This window comes from Flagellimonas yonaguniensis (assembly GCF_029193885.1).
GTDB lineage: Bacteria > Bacteroidota > Bacteroidia > Flavobacteriales > Flavobacteriaceae > Flagellimonas > Flagellimonas yonaguniensis.
The window spans coordinates 234,347-253,737 of record NZ_JARFVB010000004.1 but is presented as its reverse complement, the minus strand read 5'-3'; the positions used below and the strand labels follow the sequence as shown (position 1 = coordinate 253,737).

The following is a 19,391-nucleotide window of genomic DNA, read 5'->3' as shown; positions in this document are numbered from 1 at the left end:
TAAAGATAACAAATATGGATCCATGAGACTTCAGTGGTTATGGGGCAAAACACAATGAACATAAAAAAGGCCCTGATTTGGGCCTTATTTAGTTGGTAAAGCTATTGTCTGGACAAAACTCATTCCATTGGTTCCATTTCTTCTTCGGCCATTTTAGCTTCCGCCTCAATTTTCTGGAGTTCCATTACAATTTCCGATGGGTCCCAATAACCGTATTCCCGTACAATTTTACCATCCACAAATTGATAGGTGAGATGTATGGGAATATCTATTTCTTTATTGTTGGCAGCCAAAGTGCCTTTCCAATCCAGCCAACAATTTACCCAAGTCTCCCCATCATCGGTAACTACCATTTCATATTCTTGGTTCTCGCTCTTAAATCCTCTGGACGCATAATTTGCATCTGTTTGCTTATGATAGTCCATGGCATCACTGGCAGATATAGGATTTTTATTGGTATTGTAATACGTTTTTGAGGTATCGGCATACATACTTGTATCGAATGTTTTACTGTTGTAGTTCGATATCAATTTTTTAACCGTATCAATTTCTGGTGAGTCCTGCGTATATCGAACAGGACCTTGCTGGCAAGCACTGAATGCAAGTGCCGTAATAGTGCATAGTAAAAAGATCTTTTTCATTGTTTTTGTATTATGGTTAATTATTCATAGTGAAAACCTCGACCAAATGATGGCCGGAATTTATCTACAGGTATACTTAAAACAAGGTAGCAGTTACCTGGATTGATGATTACAATTGTTGACTTAAAATAATTATAAGGCAGTTTGGGAATACAACTTGCTATATCCGATCCTGAAAAACACAGATTCTAGTTGCAAGTAAAGGTCTAACTTAAATAGAAAAATAGCTGGAATGTATGGGGGGTGTTTTTTAAAATACCAGCTATATAAATATAATAAAAATCTGTAAATGAGTAACTTGAAAATTCTTTTAATTTAAAAAAGGAGTGTAAATCGAAATGATTTTCCTACAGGATGAAATCTTGTCCTTCGATTGTCGTAATAGTAAGATCTCGATAATGATATACTCAGCACTTTGTTGGTGTTAAGCTTAACAAATCCATCCTGAAAACTCAATTTAGTTGTTCTTTTCGTTTTTGGGGTGTTCTGGATATGAATCACAGTCCAGTCCCAAATATTTACAGTTCGGTAAGACTTCTTTTAAAATGCATACCCTTGAGATCATCTTTGCACCATCAATAATCATAAAACGACAGTCATGAAAAAACTGATTTTAGCAATTATACTCTTGGGAATCACATTTGTCAACGCTCAGGACCGCTATTCCAAAGGAATGGAAAAGGCTTTTGAACTATGGCAAAACCAAAAAACGATAGAGGCATCAAACATGTTCGAACGAATAGCTACGGCGGAACCCGACAATTGGTTGCCATACTACTATGTTGCTCAACTAAACACTGTAACTTCCTTTGGGGAGAAAGATGAGGATAAACTTAGCAAGCAGTTGGAAAAGGCCAAGGAGTTTTTGGACGTGGCCAAGGCCATCTCTCCCAATAATCCAGAACTTTTGATTCAAGAAGCGCTGATCAACACAGCTTGGATAGCTTTTGATGGGGCCACTTACGGAATGACATTATCTCCCAAGAATGCACAACTTTATCAAAGAGCCGTGGAGCTGGCACCCAACAATCCCCGAGTGATACTCTCTAAAGCCGAATGGGATATGGGGTCGGCCCGTTACTTTGGAAAGGATGTCACACCATACTGTAAAGATGTGGAAAAGGCCTTGGAACTTTTTGCTACCTTTAAATCCGAAACACCGTTTTACCCTACTTGGGGGAAACAAAGAGCAGAGGGGATTTTGGAAAACTGCGGTAAATAAAAGAGGATGAAACTGTTTTTTAGAGAACTGGTTAAGGCATTTTTAGTGGGGATAGCTATTTATATAGTTTTCCTCATTATTTTCTTTATCAAGGGCTGGGACCTGACCTATCAAGAGCTATGGGTGGAGTTTTGGGAGAACATGGTTTTTTCAGTGATCATTTACATGTTCAATGCTGCATCTTTTATATTTATGATGCGTAAGTACGATAAGGAGCTTTTTACCAAAAAATATGTGGGCTATGGTATTTTAGGAAATATCGCGGCGTCTATTTTGGGGATAATCGTATCAAGGTTTGTACTCGTGGTAGTGGTGTATCAAAAAACCATAAGTCAGTTTTTGGCAGAGGAGCGCACCGAGTTCTATGTAAGCTCGTTTATCATTGCCATGGCCGTCGCCATTATGTTCTATGCCGCTTACTATTACAAGTATTACAAGGAAAAGCAGGTCAAAGAACAGAAAATCATTGCCGGTTCAGCTTCTGCCAGGTTTGATGCATTGAAAAACCAATTGGACCCCCATTTTCTCTTCAACAGTCTCAATGTTTTGACGAGCTTGATTGATGAAGATCCACATCAGGCCCAAAATTTTACCACATCCTTGTCCAAGGTATATCGATATGTACTAGAACAGAAAAACAAGGATTTGGTTACTGTGGATGAAGAATTGAAGTTTGCCAGGACTTATGTGAGGCTTTTGAAAATGCGTTTCGAGGATAGTATCATTTTCGATATTCCAGAGGCATGCTCCCAGCCCGAAGCCAAAATTGTACCGTTGTCGTTGCAACTTTTACTGGAAAATGCGGTCAAGCACAATGTGGTCACATCCTCAAGACCATTGCATATTAAGGTGTTTGAACAAAATGGCATGTTGGTCGTGAGCAATAATCTTCAGGAAAAACAAGTAGTGAAAAAGAGTAGTGGAGTAGGGCTTCAGAATATAAAACAGCGATACCATATTTTAACGGACCGTGAAATGGTCATCGAAAAGACCGAAAAGGATTTTAGTGTTTTTATCCCGATGCTTACCCAAAAGTACACCGTCATGGAGACTCAGGAGAGCTATATTGAAGAGAAACGTTACGCGAATGCCAAAGAGCGGGTCAAGAACATAAAAGACTTCTATGGCAACCTGATGGCCTATTGCATCGTAATTCCCTTCTTGTGGTGGCTCAACTTCCGCACCACGGACTTTTTATGGGCATTTTTCCCAACCATAGGCTGGGGATTTGGGTTAACCGCCCATGGAATGGCCGCTTTTGGTTATAATCCCTTGTGGGGCAAGCGTTGGGAGGAACGCAAGATCAGGGAGCTCATGGATAAGGACGATTTTTAGATGTCAGATGTCAGATGTCAGATGTCAGTTCGAGTGCAGTCGAGAGCTCTTTGTTGGGCTAAGTTCAAATAACAAATCCAAAATGGATTGAAAGAGTTCCTGTTGTTCATTTATTGCTTACTTCCCTTGACCCTTGACCCTTGACCCTTGACCCTTGACCCCAGATACAATTCATCCCACTAAAATTACAGTTCGGGAATTCACTTTTCATTTTACGCGTAGAGATCCTCAATTTTGACCTGTAATCAATTTTAAAAACGAACAGATCATGGAAAACTTAGAAGAGCAACGCTACACCAGGGCAAAGGAAAAAGTGGGGCACATTAAATCTTTTTACTGTAATCTAACCGCTTATTGTATAGTGATTCCATTGCTTGCGTACCTTAATTTTAGAACCACCGATTTTCTTTGGGTGTTTTTTCCGGCCATTGGGTGGGGGTTCGGGTTGGTAGCCCATTGGATGACGGCCTTTGGACAGAACATCACCTTTATAAAGGAGTGGGAAAAGCGTAAGATTCAAGAACTTATGAACGACAAAGAATTCTAAGAATGAGTATTTTTAACTATCACATCACATCAAACAACAATACAATGGAAAATTCAGATAAAGAAAGCAAGTACATACGGGCCAGGGAGCGGGTGGAAGAGCTCAAGAAGTTTTACGGTAACCTTACCTCCTACGTGCTTGTGATCACTGGATTGGGGCTTATCAATTATTTTACCAATCATTTTGTCTATGCATGGTTCTTGTGGGCCGCTTTTGGTTGGGGGATCGGAATTATTTTCCATGCCATCAAAACATTTGACCTAAACCCATTTTTCGGGAAAAATTGGGAAAAGCGCAAGATTGAGGAGATCATGCGGGATGACGAACAGAACAATAAATGGAAATAATAATGGAAAACTTTAATAAAGAAAAGTACGATAGGGCCAAAAAAAGAGTCGACGAACTCAAGGGATTTTACATTCATTTGACCATTTATGTGGTAATAAACACCTTTATCTTAATCAATATTTACCTCAATTCAGACAGTTTTTGGAGATGGGAGCATTTCATCACGCTGGTAGCTTGGGGCATGGGTTTGTTCTTTCACGCATCCAAAACCTTCGGGTTTAACCCTTTGCTGGGTAAAGATTGGGAAGAACGTCAAATCCAAAAATACATGGATGAGGACAAAGAGGAAATGGAGAAGTACAAGTAAAAATGGCAATGGACAAAAATAACACCAGGGAGGCAGCTGAAAAAAGAATCGAGGAACTCAAAGGATATTACAGACACATTTTGATTTTTGTGGTCGTGAACGGTTTGCTATACCTTTTGCAAACAGGAGTTTTAAACTCTTTGTTGCCAGAAGCATTTCCAAAGGAATCCTATTATTACGAATGGATAACCGCCAATATCCTTTTCTGGGCATTGATCTTGGTCGTGCATACACTGATTGTATTCAGGCATAAATTTACTTTCTTTAAAAAGTGGGAGAAACGCCAAATCCAAAAATACATGGACGAGGATAGGAGCAAGATGGATAGATATAAATAGACTTTTTACCTTTAAAGACTAAACCAAAAACACAAACCAAACATACATGAATGTCCTGATTATTGAAGACGAAAAACCAGCAGCAAGACGATTGTCCAGATTGCTTTTGGAATTGGAAATCGAGGTCTCCACCATGTTGCATTCCGTTGAAGAATCCTTAGCTTGGTTCCAAGAAAATCCACACCCTGATCTGATCTTTTTGGATATCCAATTATCGGACGGACTATCCTTTGAAATTTTTAATGAAATAGAGGTGGAAAGTGCCATCATTTTCACCACCGCTTATGACGAATATGCACTCCAAGCATTCAAGTTGAATAGCATCGATTATTTACTAAAACCCATTGATGAAGAAGAGTTGGAAAGTGCCGTGAAAAAGTATCAAAATTTTAAGCCTGAAAACCAAAAAATCCCCATCGATTTCAATGACATAAAAAAGCTTTTGGTAAACCCTTTGGAACGGGAATACAAAAAGCGATTTACAGCTAGGGTAGGCCAACATTTAAAAATTATAAATGCCGATGAGGTGGAATGTTTTTATAGCGAGAACAAAGGAACCTATGCCGCAACTTCGGATGGGAGGAATTATTTGTTGGACACAACCTTGGAACAGTTGGAGGAGGAGTTGGAACCACGGGCATTTTTCAGGGTAAGCCGAAAGTTCTACGTGAACATCAATCATATAGGAGACATCATTTCATACACGAATTCAAGGCTTCAAATCAAGTTGAACCGGTTTGATGAGCATGAAGTCATCGTAAGCAGGGAACGTGTAAGAGACTTTAAGTTGTGGTTGGAGTAGTTGAATTTAAAAAACTGATTATCAAATAAATATCATTATTTAAAACTCATTATAAATTTTTCTTATAGTAGGTTTTTTAGGTTAAAAACCTAATTTTCTTCCACCCGGTTATCATCAAAAGCGGAAGGTAGCAGTTTAGGAATCAATTTAATGAAAATTGGAAGAAGAATAGCTCCACCAGGTAACATGAAAATGGCCAAAGAAGGAATGCTTTTAAAAATATCGAGCAACTGATCCTGAACTTTTTTCTTCTCTTCCGCACTCAAATCCTTGACCGTTGACTTGGATAAAAGAGAGACCAATTCCCTGCTTTCAGCTAACTCTTTTTTTAGTCTTTTGCTATTTCTCAGGATAAGTTTGCTTACGTTTTTGGACATGCCATCGTAGAATTGAACTGCCAAATTTTTGCTATTCAGATAAGCGACTTTGTCCTTGTTTTTTTCGAAGAAATCCTGTACGAATTCCAGTTCCGATTCTATCTGTTTTTTGGACTTTCCAAGGTCTTTTCCAAGACTGAAAATATAGTCCGTTTCGGTGTAGTCCAAATGCTTATCTTCCCATATCGTCAAACAGGCCATATCCAGAAAATAATCCTTCTCGTTTTCACTGAAATTTTGGGTCAGTAAATCGGAATAATTACCCTCGAATTCAGCTTCGTCCAGATCCACATAAGTTAATGAAGATCCCAACAATTGAATCAATTTTGCATCTGACTCATGGGTCTCTTTCGAGTTGAGTGCATGGTACACGATATTGATGGTAACGTACTCCAAAAGTTGGGCGTGTTCCATCATGTTTTTTTCGCCTCTCAGGTAGATGGTAAAGATGAGAATATCCACATAGAGCAAGGAATTTGTCAAACTATTTCCAAGGGCCCTGCTAAACGTATTGTCACTCAAATAGATTCTGGAATCAATCAATTTTTCGAGTTGGGATTCGGTTTTGGATCCCATCAAAATTTTGTTCAAAAAAGAAATCCGGCTAACATCCAACGATTGGTAATACTCAAAAACCTTGTTGACGAAAGCTTCAAAATCCGTTTTTCCCACCTCAAAGGTGTAGGTAAAGTATAAAGCGGTCAATAGGTTGATTTTGGCAATTTCATCTTCACTTAATGCATGTTGTACTTCAATAAAGGAAGGGATTCTTAAATGCACACCATAAATGAAACCATTGGCCTTGAGCTCCCCGTACAAGTCATTAAAGTCTTCGAACGGGGAAGACTCTTGTTCTACGAGGTGACCAAACTTGTTGATCCATCCAGAGGAAGAAGGGTTCATTGAAACGAATTAGAACGTCAAAGTAAAACAATTTCCCTGACTTTGTTTTGTCTCAAGTAAATCGCTGCAATAAAATTATGTTAAGATAATTTTAACAATTTAAAACCCAACGGCCCCAAAGGGAATTGAGAGGGACAGTCACAGCTACTAGGGCCACTTCAATAGTTGTTTTCATTCACTGGTAACTGAATTATCAGTATCTATATTCTCCTCTTTTAAGATTTCGATCCCTTTTTGAATGACCAAATTGGTGGGTATGGTTATTCGCTTGCCATCGTCTGTGCGCATAAAAAGATAAAAACCGCTAATATCCTCCACTTTTCCAGTCCAATCAAAATCCTTGTCAAGTACCCGAATCCTATCGCCCAAACGTAACGGGTGATTGAAAAACAAAATGACACTGGCTGTTAAATTGGACAAAATAGACCACTGGGCCACAAAGCCGATGCCCAAAATGGCCAATATAGAAGAAATGAAAACTGAAAAATCCTTCAAATTGACGCCCCATATCAAAGATATGCCGATGAACGCCAAGAGGTAATACATCAAATTACTCAAGTAAAAAATAATCTTTCTACTGTTCATGTCAATGGAACTGGTCTTGCCAAAACGGCGAATCGCTCTTTTGCTCACCGAATTGAGGGTGATAATGATGGTCAAGAGCACAATGGTGAACAAGATCTCGGACTTAAAGAACATGGGGTCAATCATGATGGTTCTTAGTAAATTTGGTTTAACTTATAGTTCTAAACTACGAATAAACCTTTTCATATTTTAAACCATGAAAACAGATTTTGAAGAAAATTCATGGGTGATAAATTACTCACCGGACGATTACTATAACCGAAAACTCTCTTTGCAGGATGATATACAGCTCTCCAAAGGCGATAAGTCCATCACTTGGGTGAACACCTATGGTCTGGAGTATATGGAAGAGTTCAGGCAAATGGTGGATAGCAATGGCCTTGATGATTTTTTGTTGCGTCTGCTTTTGAACCAAAAAATGGGGAACAAGGTTATTGTGTTGGAAGATCAATTGTTCATCGCGGCCCGCATCTTAAAAACGGAGCACCACAATATGGAATCGGAGCAAATGTACTTTGTGGTGGCCAAGGATTTTAACTGGTGCATACAAGAAAAGTGGGGCGATCACTTTGATTGGATTCGCCAGCGCATTTTTGAAAACAAGGGCATAATCAGAAAAAAGCGTGCTGATTATCTGCTGTTTTTTATTTTGGAAACCTTGATTACCAATTACAAGGATAAATACGAAGAGACCGTACTGATGGAAAATGCCCTGGATGCCATTGTAAAACGAGAACCAACGCCGGAATTCATGTTTGAGGTGGAGCAGAAAAAAGCCGTGATCCAGGATTTTAAAAAAGCATCGCACGGACTCAGGGACATCATTATAAAACTGGAAAGAGTAGAGATAAAGGGATTTCAGACGAAGTACTTTAGTGAGCTTCGTGAACAGATCAATGGTTTGATCGCGGATATCGACTCGGACATCATGGAACTGGAGAGCCAGATCAATCTGTTTTTTAGTGTGCAGGGCCATCGCTTGAATGAAGTAATGAAGACCTTGACCATTTTCTCAGTGGTTTTTATCCCACTTACGTTTTTAGCGGGCATTTACGGAATGAACTTCGAAAATATGCCGGAATTAAAATCGCCATATGGTTATTTCATATTATTGGGTGTAATGCTCATTGTAACCATCATCTCCATTATCATTTTTAAACGAAAAAAATGGTTTTGAACTTCTGGTTTCCTGTCTTGTGAAGGTGGTTTTGCCCCGGGTGTGGTTTTCTTGGGTTTTATCCAATGATAAACATCATATTCTTGGAAAAGGCTGCTCGGTAGATTTGTCTCATCATTTTAAAATAACACACGATGAGAAAAAGAATACTAGTAGCGGTAATGGCTGTAATGGGATTGGCCAACTTGGCGATGGCCCAAGATGCCCCTGCGGACAATGGTGGCAAATGGCAGTTTAGGTTGAGGGGAATTGTGGTTTCTCCGGACGAGAGTGCCGATATCGAAGCTATTGGCGGAGATGTGGATATTTCCACATCCGTTGTTCCCGAGTTCGACATTACCTACTTTTTTGATGATAACTGGTCCATGGAGTTGATTTTGGCCACCACCAAACATGATGTAGAGGCTGTGGGTACTGACGCAGGAGATATTGATTTGGGAAGTGTATGGTTGTTGCCCCCAACGCTTACAGGTCAATATCACTTTACAGGCGGTAATTTTGTTCCTTACGTTGGGGCAGGGCTAAACCTTACTTTGTTCTATGGGGTTGATGAAGGCCCGACTGCTGATGATATTGAATATGATACTGCTGTTGGCTTTGCCTTGCAAGGTGGGTTTGATTATATGTTGAATGATAAATGGTTCTTGAACTTTGATGTGAAAAAATTGTTCTTGAACACTACTGCCACAGTTGACGCTACAACTGCTTTGGGTGCTACCGTGGATGCAGATGTGGACATCAATCCATGGATCTTTGGATTTGGCGTGGGTCTTAAACTTTAATATTCGATTGTTTTTTTAGGTAATCTAAGTATGGAGGGTGGTTTTGGTTTATCCAGACCACCTTCTTTTTTTGTATATCCTTTAAAAAAGCATGTCAATAAGGGAAGAGCCCAACAGTACCCATTGCTGTTTATAATTTACACCACTATCAAAAAGCACCTATGAAGTTGTCTTATATAAAAAAGAGCTGCTCTGGGCAGCTCTCTTGCAAATCTTTGTTGAAAAGCAATTCTTATTCCTGTTCCAATAAAATGGAGCCTGTAATGGCAACATCTTCCCACGTTTTGCTCACGCCATCCGCTCCTGTATGCAAAATCTTGCATGCTTCGTTCAGTGACGCAAGAGCTTCTAGGGCGTCCCATTGTCTCAGATCCATGGTGCCAGAGAAATTCACATGGTTATCGTCCGTGATTTCATATTCCATGGGAAGTTCGGTGGACACACCGTTCATGCTTAATTGTACGGCACAGCTATTATCGGCGCTAAAAGAAAAAGTACCTGTTATGGATTGGGTTTCCGCCATTTTTTCGAAGAAGAACTCAATTATTTTTGGGTCCCTTGTATTGGTCGGGTCGTTGGTGAACAGGCTGCTCACTGGTATGGAAAACTCAAGCCCATCCAAGGTTTCCATTGGAGTTTCCCCTGCAGTATAGGTTAGCTCAACTTCCTGAAAGGTTCCTCCAACCGGAACTTTTTCGGTGGTTTTATAGGCAGTAAACCGAACATCGGTGGAATCTTCTACAATACTATAGGTTGCAGTAGCGGTTTCTTCTGTTTTTTCCTCCTCTTTTTTTGTTTGTTTACAGCTAAAGGCGGCTACCAATAATAGTCCCAATGCGGCAATTTGTATTTTTTTCATTTTGAATGTTTTAATTTAAGGCCTAAGTTAGGCATTATTCAAAGGGTTGTCAATAAAAAAGCCGCCCATCATTGGGTAGCTTTTTATAAGGTAGGCATTATTTGTGCCGATGTCATTATGGTTGGGGCTTGGACTTTTTAAAAAGTCCTCTTAAATCCGGATTATAGAAAACCCCGATCTGTAATCGGTCATAGACCGCATTCGCAAACTGATTTCTCAAATACCCTAATTGAATACTGCTGTTTTCGGTAATGTTAACGCCTACGGCCCCGTACAACCTGTTTTGACCAAATAGATCATCTTGTAGATTGATGAACAATTCATCATAAAAGTTAAGGAAAAAGGTATCTGTCAAAGGAAGAGTCATCTGGATACGATAACGGGCTCTGTGCTGTGTGTCGGTGGTTTCGCCAAAATCCAAGAAACGTTGTTCCAACCTATAACGATGCTCAAATAGGAATTCCCAAACCTTATTCTTTAAAATAAACTGTTCAAAAATTCGGTGTTCTTTGGCATTGATCTCGCCTTCAAACTCAAAAAAGGTGTTGTCCGTATCAATATACGCATAACCGGCAGTGGCTATGGCATCAGGGTTGATATGATAATTGAGGCCGGTTCTCAACAGCATTTGGTTGAAGTTGCTGGCGCTTTCGTAGAACCTGAATTGGGCTTCGGTATGGATACTGAAGCGTTCCGAAACTTTGTTGGTGCCAAAATACATGTACCAAGCTCCCAATTCGTCTTCGCCAGCTTGCTGGGCATTTACAGTCAATAATCCGAATAAGATAAATAAGGTTGTCAGTTTTTTGATCATATAAAGATAATCTTTGAAAAAGATGAAGCACTAAAGATACCAAAATCCATTGCCTCATTTCTTAAAAGGATGTTAATGGGGTCTCCCGAATCAATGTGCCTTACTCATCTTTGTATACTACTCCATCTTTCATCACATATTTGACGTGCTTCATTTGCGAAATGTTCTCCAGTGGGTTCCCTTCAACAGCGATAATATCTGCCAAGTATCCTTTTCGAATCATTCCCAATTCATCAAAATGTAGAATTTTTGCATTTGATGATGTTGCGGACTGTAAAACTTTGATGGGTTCCATTCCATAGGCCACCATTAGTTCCAGTTCTCGATAGTTTTCCCCATGGGTAAATACGCCAACATCACCTCCAAAAACAATATCCACTCCGGATTGCAAGGCCAGTTTAAAGGATTCCTTCTTTTTTGCAATACGTTTTGGGTCGGGTTCCGTTCCTTTTTTCCAACCTTGATATTGGGATATGGCATCCCCTGCAGCAAGGGTTGGGCAAAGGGCTACTCCATTTTTTTTCATTAAGTCAAAAATCTCTGCTGTACCGCCATCACCATGTTCAATGGTTTCCACACCACCCATAATGGCCCGTCGCATACCTTCTGGAGTACTGGCATGGGCCACTACATATCGTCCGGCAGTAGTAGCCGCTTCTACCATGGCATTGATTTCTTCCTGTAAAAAAGTGGGTTGAGAGGGCTCTCCTTTGCCCCAGCGGTAATCAGCATAAATTTTTATGAGGTTGGCCCCATTTCCCAGTTGGGTTCTTACTTCTTTGATGGCATTGTCTCTGCCGCTTACAGAAACTGCTCCCAAGGGCACCTTAACCCCATCATGAAACCCTTTTGGGCCATAAGCTCCTGTGGCTACGATGGCTGGACCTGCCATTAAGGTGCGTGGACCCGGGATAATGCCATCATCAATGGTTTTTTTAAGATATACATCGGTATATCCCGCACCCTCTGAACCCAAATCACGCATGGAGGTAATACCTGCCATCAATGACTTTTTGGCGTGCACAGCACCCCTAATAGCCCTCTCAGTCGGGGATTCTGCCAGAACTTGGTCGTTCCATTCCGTTTCGTTGTACGGGTGCAACAACAAATGGGAATGACCTTCAATGATGCCTGGCATTAGGGTCATGCCCTTTAATTGTTTTTTGATGTAGGAGTTGACTCCCTTCAGTCCGTTTAGAGGGCCAGTATAGGCAATTCGGTTTTCGTCTACAGCAACCACCCAATCCTTGTGCATGGTAACGCCATCAAAAACCTGTTCAGGTATCAATAGCGTCTGTGAATGTAAACTGTTCAGAAATAAAATCAGAACTAAGGCAAGGATGTGTTTTAGTTGCATACTGATGGTGTTTTGGAATTAGTTCATTAGGAAGTTGTTCCATCATTCTTGCATTCCACTTTTTGCGAACATCTTGTTTCCTTTTTACAGTTAACAAGGATGAACATGAGGAACAAGAAGAGTGGCGGGATCATTTAAGGTTGATTTTGATTCTTAAAGATACCTGATTTTCATAGATCATTTTCAGTGTACGGGTATTTTGTTGGTAGGGCGTACCGTTGTTTCGTAAAGATGATTGAGAATGAGTTAAATAATTGTTGAATTACAATGAATCCGTTTATTTTTCCAATTTGAGACAATAGAAGCCCGATTTCAGCAAAATAGTAATTATATTGCCTCTAAATTGGCTTTTTGCTAATTATTAAAACTAAACTTTAAGATTTCACAACTATTACTAATGCACATGAAGAATTACATTTTAGGGGCTTTATGCCTACTTTTTGTTTTTGTTGGGTGTGAGAAAAAGCGACAGGGGCCACCTAAGCTTCTTGTTTTTTCAAAAACAATGGCGTTTAAACATGCTTCTATCCCATCAGGAATTATGGCGCTTGAAAAATTGGGCCAAGAGAATGATTTTGTCATTGACACCACAACCAATGGCCAACTATTTACCGACGAAAATCTGGCACAGTACTCGGCCGTGGTATTTTTAAGTACCACCGGGAATGTACTCAACGCACGTGAAGAAGCGGCTTTTGAACGCTATATCCAAGCAGGTGGAGGCTATGTGGGTATCCATGCAGCAGCCGACACGGAGTACGATTGGGGATGGTACAACAAGTTGGTCGGAGCTCAATTTTTGAGCCACCCGGCAGGTACGCCAGAGGCAGACTTTATCATAAAAGATAAAAATCATCCCGCGACCGAATTTTTTACCGATTCCATTTGGCACCGTAGCGATGAACTGTACAATTACAAAAATATCTACGATGGCATCAATGTTTTAATGACCGTAGATGAGTCTACCTACGAAGGTGGCGAAAATGGAGATTACCACCCAATGGCCTGGTACCATGATTTTGATGGTGGTCGTGCTTTTTACACCGCTGCAGGACATACCGATGAAAGTTATTCCGAAGAACTGTTTTTAAAGCATGTATTGGGAGGGATCAATTATGCAATTGGTAAAAATCTGGAATTGGATTATGCCAAGGCAAGTTCTCAAATTCCACCAGAGACGGATCGTTTCAGCAAGGTGGTTTTGTCCACAGGACAGTTTTTTGAACCTACGGAGATGACCGTGCTTCCGAACAATGATGTGCTGATCGCACAGCGTAGGGGAGAAGTCATGTTGTATTCTGATGAGACCAAAGAAATCAATCAAGTGGCCTTTTTGGATGTATACCACAAAACACTCGAAACTCCCGGTGTAAATGCAGAACAAGGATTGATGGGGCTACAAAAAGACCCGAACTACGATGAGAACAATTGGATTTATCTGTACTACGCACCCACTGGGGATGATTGGGTAAACCGTTTATCACGTTTTAAATACAAGGATGGTAATTTTGATATGGATTCCGAGCAGGTAATCCTTGAGCTGGAAAGTCAGCGTGAAATCTGCTGCCATACAGGAGGCTCCATTGCTTTTGGTCCCGATGGACTACTTTACCTGTCAACTGGGGATAATTCAACCCCATTTAACGATAGCGAGGCCAAATATGTGAACAATGGTTACGCACCATTGAACGACCAGCAAGGTAAAGAGAACTTCGATGCTAGACGTTCCTCCGCCAATACCAATGATCTTAGAGGGAAAATACTCAGGATCAGCGTAAATGAAGATGGAAGTTACGACATACCTGAAGGCAACCTATTCCCAGTGGGAACAGAAAAAACACGTCCAGAGATATACACCATGGGGCATCGTAACCCATACCGTATTTCTGTGGATATGAAACGCGGATACTTGTATTGGGGGGACGTTGGTCCTGATGCACGAGCCGATAGTTTGCAGACCCGTGGCCCAAGAGGTTACGATGAGATGAACCAAGCCCGTGAGCCCGGTAATTATGGTTGGCCGATGTTTATTGGTAATAACTTCGCCTATAACAAGTACAATTACGAAACAGGGGAATCCGGAAGGTTTTTCGACCCGGAAAAACCAATCAACGACTCCAAGAACAATACAGGTTTAAGGGAATTGCCACCGGCAAAACCAGCTTACGTGTATTATCATTATGGTGATACACAAGATTTTCCCCAAGTCGGTTCCGGTAGTAGAAATGCTATGGCAGGCCCCACTTATTGGTCGGATTTGTATCCAAATGGTGGTGGATTGCCATCATACTACGACGGAAAAGTCATTATTTATGATTGGATGAGGGGCTGGATGATGGCCGTGCATCTGTTTGAAGATGGTACGTTCAACAAAATGGAGCCATTTGCACCAGATATCGAACTTCATAACCTGATCGATATGGAAATGAGCCCTGATGGACGCGTGTACCTATTGGAATATGGTAGTGGTTGGTTCTCTGCGAATCCAGATAGTGGGTTGAGTTATATTGAATATAACGGCGGTAATCGTGCCCCCGTGATTGATGACTTCATTGTGGACAACAATTCAGGTTCTTTGCCACTTTCTGTTACAGCTACGGTTGAAGCCCACGACAGGGAAGGAGATAGCATGAGTTATGTTTGGGATTTGGGTAATGGCACAACGCAAGAGACCACAGAACCCACCTTGACATATAGTTACGATGCAGCTGGAGCATACAAGTTGAACGTTACGGTTAAGGACCCTGCAGGCGAAGAGGCGTCAAGCATTGACCAAATCATTGTTGCAGGAAATGTGAGGCCAGTTGTAAGTATTGAAATGGACCAAGCGAATTCATCCTTCTATATTCCAGGGCAACCTATCAATTATAAAGTTACCGTTACCGACGAGGATGGCGGGGTAAACGAGGACAATGTCTATGTTTCCGTGGAATACCGTTCAGGAATGGATGAGGTGAACATGAACTTGGGGCACCAACAAGTATCTGGTGCTGTTATGGGGAAAGCATTGACCCAAAGCTTGGATTGTAAGTCCTGTCACAAGGAAAATGAAACATCCATAGGGCCTAGCTACTTCAAAGTTTCCGAAAAATACAAAGGAGACCGAGGCGCTACCAACTACTTGATGGCAAAAATCATTGCAGGTGGTTCCGGTGTTTGGGGAGAAGTGGTTATGCCAGCGCACCCCAACGTTTCCCAAATGGAGGCTAGACAAATCACCCAATATATCCAGTCTTTGGCAGGCGGTGATAATAAAGAACCATCACTTCCTTTAGCTGGTTCCGTTAGGCCGGAGGCCAAAGAAAATGGAGAAGTATTCTTGTTGACTGCAAGTTATACCGATGAAGGTACCGATGAAGCATTACCATTGACAGGTTCCGAAACCAAGGTATTGGCAAGCAATAGCATGTCTTTTCCAGATGGTACTCCGACCGAGGGTATGCAGGCCATGACCTTTGGTGGAATGCAATTACAGCTATTGAGCGCTGCCGAAGGATGGTTAAAGATTGAAAATACAGATTTAACAGGTGTAAGTAGATTGATGGCCATTGTTGGATGGCAAGAGCCTCCAAGTATTGGTTACACTATGGAGTTGAGGGCTGGTGCTCCAGACGGGGAAGTCCTCGGAACAGGACAACTGAATCCAAATGGACTTAGCGGTCAAGGTGGAGCTATTATGATACCCATCAAGAAAACCGATGGGGTACAACCTGAACTCTATCTTACCTATAAGGCTGAAGGCGAGGGAGCAAGCCCTTTTGCCCTGACACAGGTACAGTTTAATTGAACAACTTATAGATCAAATAAAAAAGGCTCCGCATTTGCGGAGCCTTTTTGTTTTTATAATAATGAGATCATAGTTTTTTGGTCTCGATGTAGAAGTTTTTGTCAAAATCAACTTCAGTTCCACTCAATTCTTCTGTTTTCCATGTAGCATTTGGGAATAACCATTTTTCCGAACCACCTACAACTATTTTGATGGGCATATCAAAACCTTCCACAATGTCCACATACCTAAAACAAATGGTTTCCCCATCAATTTTATACTCCAATGTGGGAATCATGGTAGTTCGTAAATATTGATCAAAGAAGGCAGATAAATCCTTACCCGATTTTTCACTCAAATAATTTTCAATCTGTGCTGAGGTTACGGTTTGATGATAAAATTCTTTATTTAGGCCTCTTAGTATTTGACGCCATTTTTCATCATCCTCTACCAATTGACGTAGGGTGTGAAGCACATTGGCTCCTTTGTAATACATATCCCCAGAGCCACTTTTGTTTACCCCATAAGGGCCGATAATGGGACGGTCGTTTTGAATATTAGCACGCGTGCCGATTACATATTCAGCGGATGCTTTTTTACCAAAATGATAGTCGAGGTACAGATTCTCGGAGTAAGCTGTAAATCCTTCGTGCACCCACATATCAGCAATATCCTTATAGGTAATGTTATTGGCAAACCATTCGTGTCCCGCTTCGTGGATAATAATAAAATCGAATCGTAGTCCCCAACCTGTACCCGATAGATCACGGCCCAAGTAACCATTTTCAAACTTATTGCCGTAGGTCACGGAACTTTGGTGTTCCATCCCCAAATAAGGCACTTCCACCAATTTAAAACCATCCTCATAAAAAGGATAGGGGCCAAACCAGTGCTCAAAAGCCCTTATCATCATTGGGGTTTGGACGAATTGCTTTTTGGCCTTTTCCAAGTTATCCGTTAACACATAGTAATCCAATTGAAGTGGGCCGTTTTCACCTTGGTAGATTTCACCAAAATGGGTGTAATTCCCAATATTTACGTTTACCCCATAATTGTTGATAGGGTTTTTGACCACCCAATTATACGTTTTAAAATCACCATTGTCTTCCACGCTCTCCAATCGCCCATTGGAGATATCCATCAGGTCTTTTGGAACCGTGGCACTGATACGCATACTGTCCACTTCGTCATACATATGATCTTTGTTGGGCCACCAAACACTTGCTCCGAGTCCTTGGCAGGAAGTGGCCACGAAGGGGTTGCCGTTAGGGTCTTCTTTCCATGAAAAACCACCGTCCCAAGGAGCTCTTATTGCTTCCCGTGGGTAACCGGAATAGGTTATTTTGAGTTGGTTGAACTCACCGGGCACCTGCTTTTTCTTCAGTTTGATGAAATGTGCATTTCCCTCCGAAGTGAACTTCAACTTTTTGCCATCCTGTTCAACCGACTCGATTTTCATGGGTTTTTGTAGGTCGATTTGAAGTGTCTTGGCTTCATTCAATACCTTATACCTGATCACATTGTACCCAGAGATGAACTTTTTGGAGGGTTCAACCTTTACGGTTAGGTCGTAATGGTTTAAATCCCACCATGCGCGTTCTGGGGTTATGCTGCCTCTTAGAGTGTCTTGTCTTGTAAATTCTTGTGCGGATGAAATGCTCAATCCCAAAAAGAAAGCGATAAAAAAGATTTGCTTCATGATTAATGCTTGAAAAATTAAAAATCGAGTTTATAATGTTGGTGCATAACGAAAAACATTTTGATGTAAGGTTTATGAGGAACGAAACTTGTCATATCGCTCTCGATAGTTATCGGGATCATGCGGAATCCAAAATTCATAAAAACATATAATGGATTCCCGCTTTCGCAGTAATGACATTGATAATTCCTTTACCTAAAAACCTTGTTCGGGAAAACGACTGGACTTTCATGCCCGTCCTTGCCCACGGCAGCCACGCCAAAGAAGTAATTATCAATTACAATGCCTTCCAAGGTATGTTCGCTTACATCCCCAACGTATTTGTAATGGTCCCAAGTAGGGGAGGTGGTATCCCTCCAATATATTTTATATCCGACCGCATTTTCAACCTTGCTCCAACGGAGCTTTACACTAGGTTCCACAATACCTCCTATTTCAACGGTTTCGGGAGCGGGTGGCGCCCAAGCGATGGATGCGAGGTTAATGGCATTGACGGCCGTAAGTTTTTTTGCGTATTCAAAATTTACGTGTTCCAAAACATCGCCGTAGGCAATATCATCTTCTGTTCGGATGTCCTGGTGTTGTTGTGTATAATTCTCGTGGGCCTCCATAATACGAATACCTGCGTATCCAGCATCGTTAAAAGGTCTGTGGTGTCCACCACGTCCAAATCTATCCAAACGGTAAATCATCATGGGCTTCATTTCGGGCATGTAAGTTTTGGTGGTTTTATACACGTAGCGGGCCAACTGACGGGAAATCCCATCCACTTCGCCGCCATAGAAGCGTCTAGCCCTTCGCTCTCGTTCTGTTTCGGTAGGGGGAACGGGTTCAGAGAAAATCCTAAAATCCCTATTGCTCACTACACCATCAACCCCAGAGATGTTTCCGATCATATCGTTGTTGAGGATACCTACAATATTCCATTCCTGCTCCTTGGCATATGCGGCCAAACCTTTTCCTCCATAAAGGCCTTGTTCTTCGCCCGAAAGACCAACGTAAATAATGCTGCTCTCGAATTTATATTTGGATAATACTCTTGAGGCTTCAATGGTGCCGGCCATTCCACTGGCATTGTCGTTGGCTCCAGGGGAATCTGATGTGTAGTTGGTGGGGTCGCTCACACGGGAATCAATATCCCCGCTCATGATAATAAAGCGGTTAGGAAATTTGGTTCCACGTTGAATGGCAACCACATTCACGATTTCCACATCCTTCACGATTCTAGCATTATCGCCTTTCTCAATGAGGTTTTTTTGATAGAAAACCTCTAGGCAATCGTTACAATTGGAAGAAATTTTTTCGAATTCCGACTTAATCCATCTTCTAGCGGCGCCAATTCCTCGGGTTTGAGAAACGGTATCGCTCAAGGTATGTCTTGTCCCAAAATCAACCAGCGTGGTCACATCACTTTCAATTCGTTCTGCGGAAACTGAATTGATGATATCGTAAAGCCGAGTATCGGTTTGCGCAAAACCAAGGGCTGTGACGGTTAATATTAGGAGTGTAACTGTTTTTTTCATGTATGTTGG

Annotated in this window: 18 protein-coding genes; 10 read left to right on the top strand and 8 right to left on the bottom strand. The window is 41.2% G+C overall.

The features are described 5' to 3' along the window. Positions 1–119: 119 nt before the first annotated feature. Positions 120–641, bottom strand: coding sequence for a nuclear transport factor 2 family protein (locus PY092_RS09330; RefSeq protein WP_275615583.1), 522 nt, complete (start codon positions 639–641; stop codon positions 120–122). Positions 642–1,239: 598 nt separating this feature from the next. Here PY092_RS09330 and PY092_RS09325 point away from each other — a divergent pair. From PY092_RS09325 to PY092_RS09295, 7 genes are all read left to right on the top strand, one after another. Beyond that, positions 1,240–1,863 carry a tetratricopeptide repeat protein gene (locus tag PY092_RS09325; RefSeq protein ID WP_275615582.1) on the top strand — a complete coding sequence of 208 codons (624 nt, stop codon included), beginning with the start codon at positions 1,240–1,242 and terminating at the stop codon, positions 1,861–1,863. 6 nt (positions 1,864–1,869) lie between these two features. Next, positions 1,870–3,198, top strand: a complete 1,329-nt coding sequence (locus tag PY092_RS09320; RefSeq protein WP_275615581.1) for a 2TM domain-containing protein — start codon at positions 1,870–1,872, stop codon at positions 3,196–3,198. A 268-nt stretch (positions 3,199–3,466) separates the two neighbouring features. Next, a complete protein-coding gene (locus PY092_RS09315; RefSeq protein ID WP_275615580.1) occupies positions 3,467–3,745 on the top strand; it encodes a 2TM domain-containing protein in 279 nt (92 codons plus the stop codon). Between the two features lie 44 nt (positions 3,746–3,789). After that, the gene (locus PY092_RS09310; RefSeq protein ID WP_275615579.1) at positions 3,790–4,092 is read left to right on the top strand and encodes a 2TM domain-containing protein; all 303 of its coding nucleotides are present in this window, start codon (positions 3,790–3,792) and stop codon (positions 4,090–4,092) included. Between the two features lie 2 nt (positions 4,093–4,094). Next, complete coding sequence (locus PY092_RS09305; protein ID WP_275615578.1) at positions 4,095–4,400, top strand: 2TM domain-containing protein; 306 nt, start codon at positions 4,095–4,097, stop codon at positions 4,398–4,400. Positions 4,401–4,408: 8 nt separating this feature from the next. Further along, positions 4,409–4,738, top strand: coding sequence for a 2TM domain-containing protein (locus PY092_RS09300; RefSeq protein ID WP_275615577.1), 330 nt, complete (start codon positions 4,409–4,411; stop codon positions 4,736–4,738). A gap of 46 nt (positions 4,739–4,784) precedes the next feature. Next, entirely contained in the window at positions 4,785–5,540 is a 756-nt protein-coding gene (locus PY092_RS09295) for a LytR/AlgR family response regulator transcription factor (protein ID WP_275615576.1), read from the top strand. Between the two features lie 89 nt (positions 5,541–5,629). Here PY092_RS09295 and PY092_RS09290 read toward each other — a convergent pair whose 3' ends face one another. Together PY092_RS09290 and PY092_RS09285 are read right to left on the bottom strand one after the other, a co-directional pair. Further along, positions 5,630–6,820, bottom strand: coding sequence for an LETM1-related biofilm-associated protein (locus PY092_RS09290; RefSeq protein ID WP_275615575.1), 1,191 nt, complete (start codon positions 6,818–6,820; stop codon positions 5,630–5,632). A gap of 171 nt (positions 6,821–6,991) precedes the next feature. Next, positions 6,992–7,531, bottom strand: coding sequence for a mechanosensitive ion channel family protein (locus PY092_RS09285; RefSeq protein ID WP_275615574.1), 540 nt, complete (start codon positions 7,529–7,531; stop codon positions 6,992–6,994). A gap of 70 nt (positions 7,532–7,601) precedes the next feature. Here PY092_RS09285 and PY092_RS09280 point away from each other — a divergent pair, with 70 nt between their 5' ends. Beyond that, the gene (locus tag PY092_RS09280) at positions 7,602–8,582 is read left to right on the top strand and encodes a CorA family divalent cation transporter (protein WP_275615573.1); all 981 of its coding nucleotides are present in this window, start codon (positions 7,602–7,604) and stop codon (positions 8,580–8,582) included. Between the two features lie 134 nt (positions 8,583–8,716). Next, positions 8,717–9,364, top strand: coding sequence for an OmpW/AlkL family protein (locus tag PY092_RS09275; protein WP_275615572.1), 648 nt, complete (start codon positions 8,717–8,719; stop codon positions 9,362–9,364). A 232-nt stretch (positions 9,365–9,596) separates the two neighbouring features. Here PY092_RS09275 and PY092_RS09270 read toward each other — a convergent pair whose 3' ends face one another. The 3 genes from PY092_RS09270 to PY092_RS09260 form a co-directional block, all read right to left on the bottom strand. Next, complete coding sequence (locus tag PY092_RS09270) at positions 9,597–10,223, bottom strand: hypothetical protein (RefSeq protein WP_275615571.1); 627 nt, start codon at positions 10,221–10,223, stop codon at positions 9,597–9,599. Positions 10,224–10,338: 115 nt separating this feature from the next. Continuing rightward, positions 10,339–11,037, bottom strand: a complete 699-nt coding sequence (locus PY092_RS09265; protein ID WP_275615570.1) for a DUF2490 domain-containing protein — start codon at positions 11,035–11,037, stop codon at positions 10,339–10,341. 100 nt (positions 11,038–11,137) lie between these two features. Then, on the bottom strand, positions 11,138–12,394 hold the full coding sequence (locus tag PY092_RS09260) for a metal-dependent hydrolase family protein (RefSeq protein WP_275615569.1): 1,257 nt from the start codon (positions 12,392–12,394) through the stop codon (positions 11,138–11,140). 397 nt (positions 12,395–12,791) lie between these two features. Between PY092_RS09260 and PY092_RS09255 the strand changes: the two genes are divergently transcribed. Then, complete coding sequence (locus tag PY092_RS09255) at positions 12,792–16,181, top strand: ThuA domain-containing protein (protein ID WP_313790216.1); 3,390 nt, start codon at positions 12,792–12,794, stop codon at positions 16,179–16,181. Positions 16,182–16,248: 67 nt separating this feature from the next. Here PY092_RS09255 and PY092_RS09250 read toward each other — a convergent pair whose 3' ends face one another. After that, on the bottom strand, positions 16,249–17,859 hold the full coding sequence (locus tag PY092_RS09250; protein ID WP_275615567.1) for a M1 family metallopeptidase: 1,611 nt from the start codon (positions 17,857–17,859) through the stop codon (positions 16,249–16,251). Between the two features lie 191 nt (positions 17,860–18,050). After that, positions 18,051–19,382 (bottom strand): M28 family metallopeptidase, encoded by a 1,332-nt coding sequence (locus PY092_RS09245; protein ID WP_275615566.1) that lies wholly within the window; start codon positions 19,380–19,382, stop codon positions 18,051–18,053. Between the last annotated feature and the right edge of the window lie 9 nt (positions 19,383–19,391).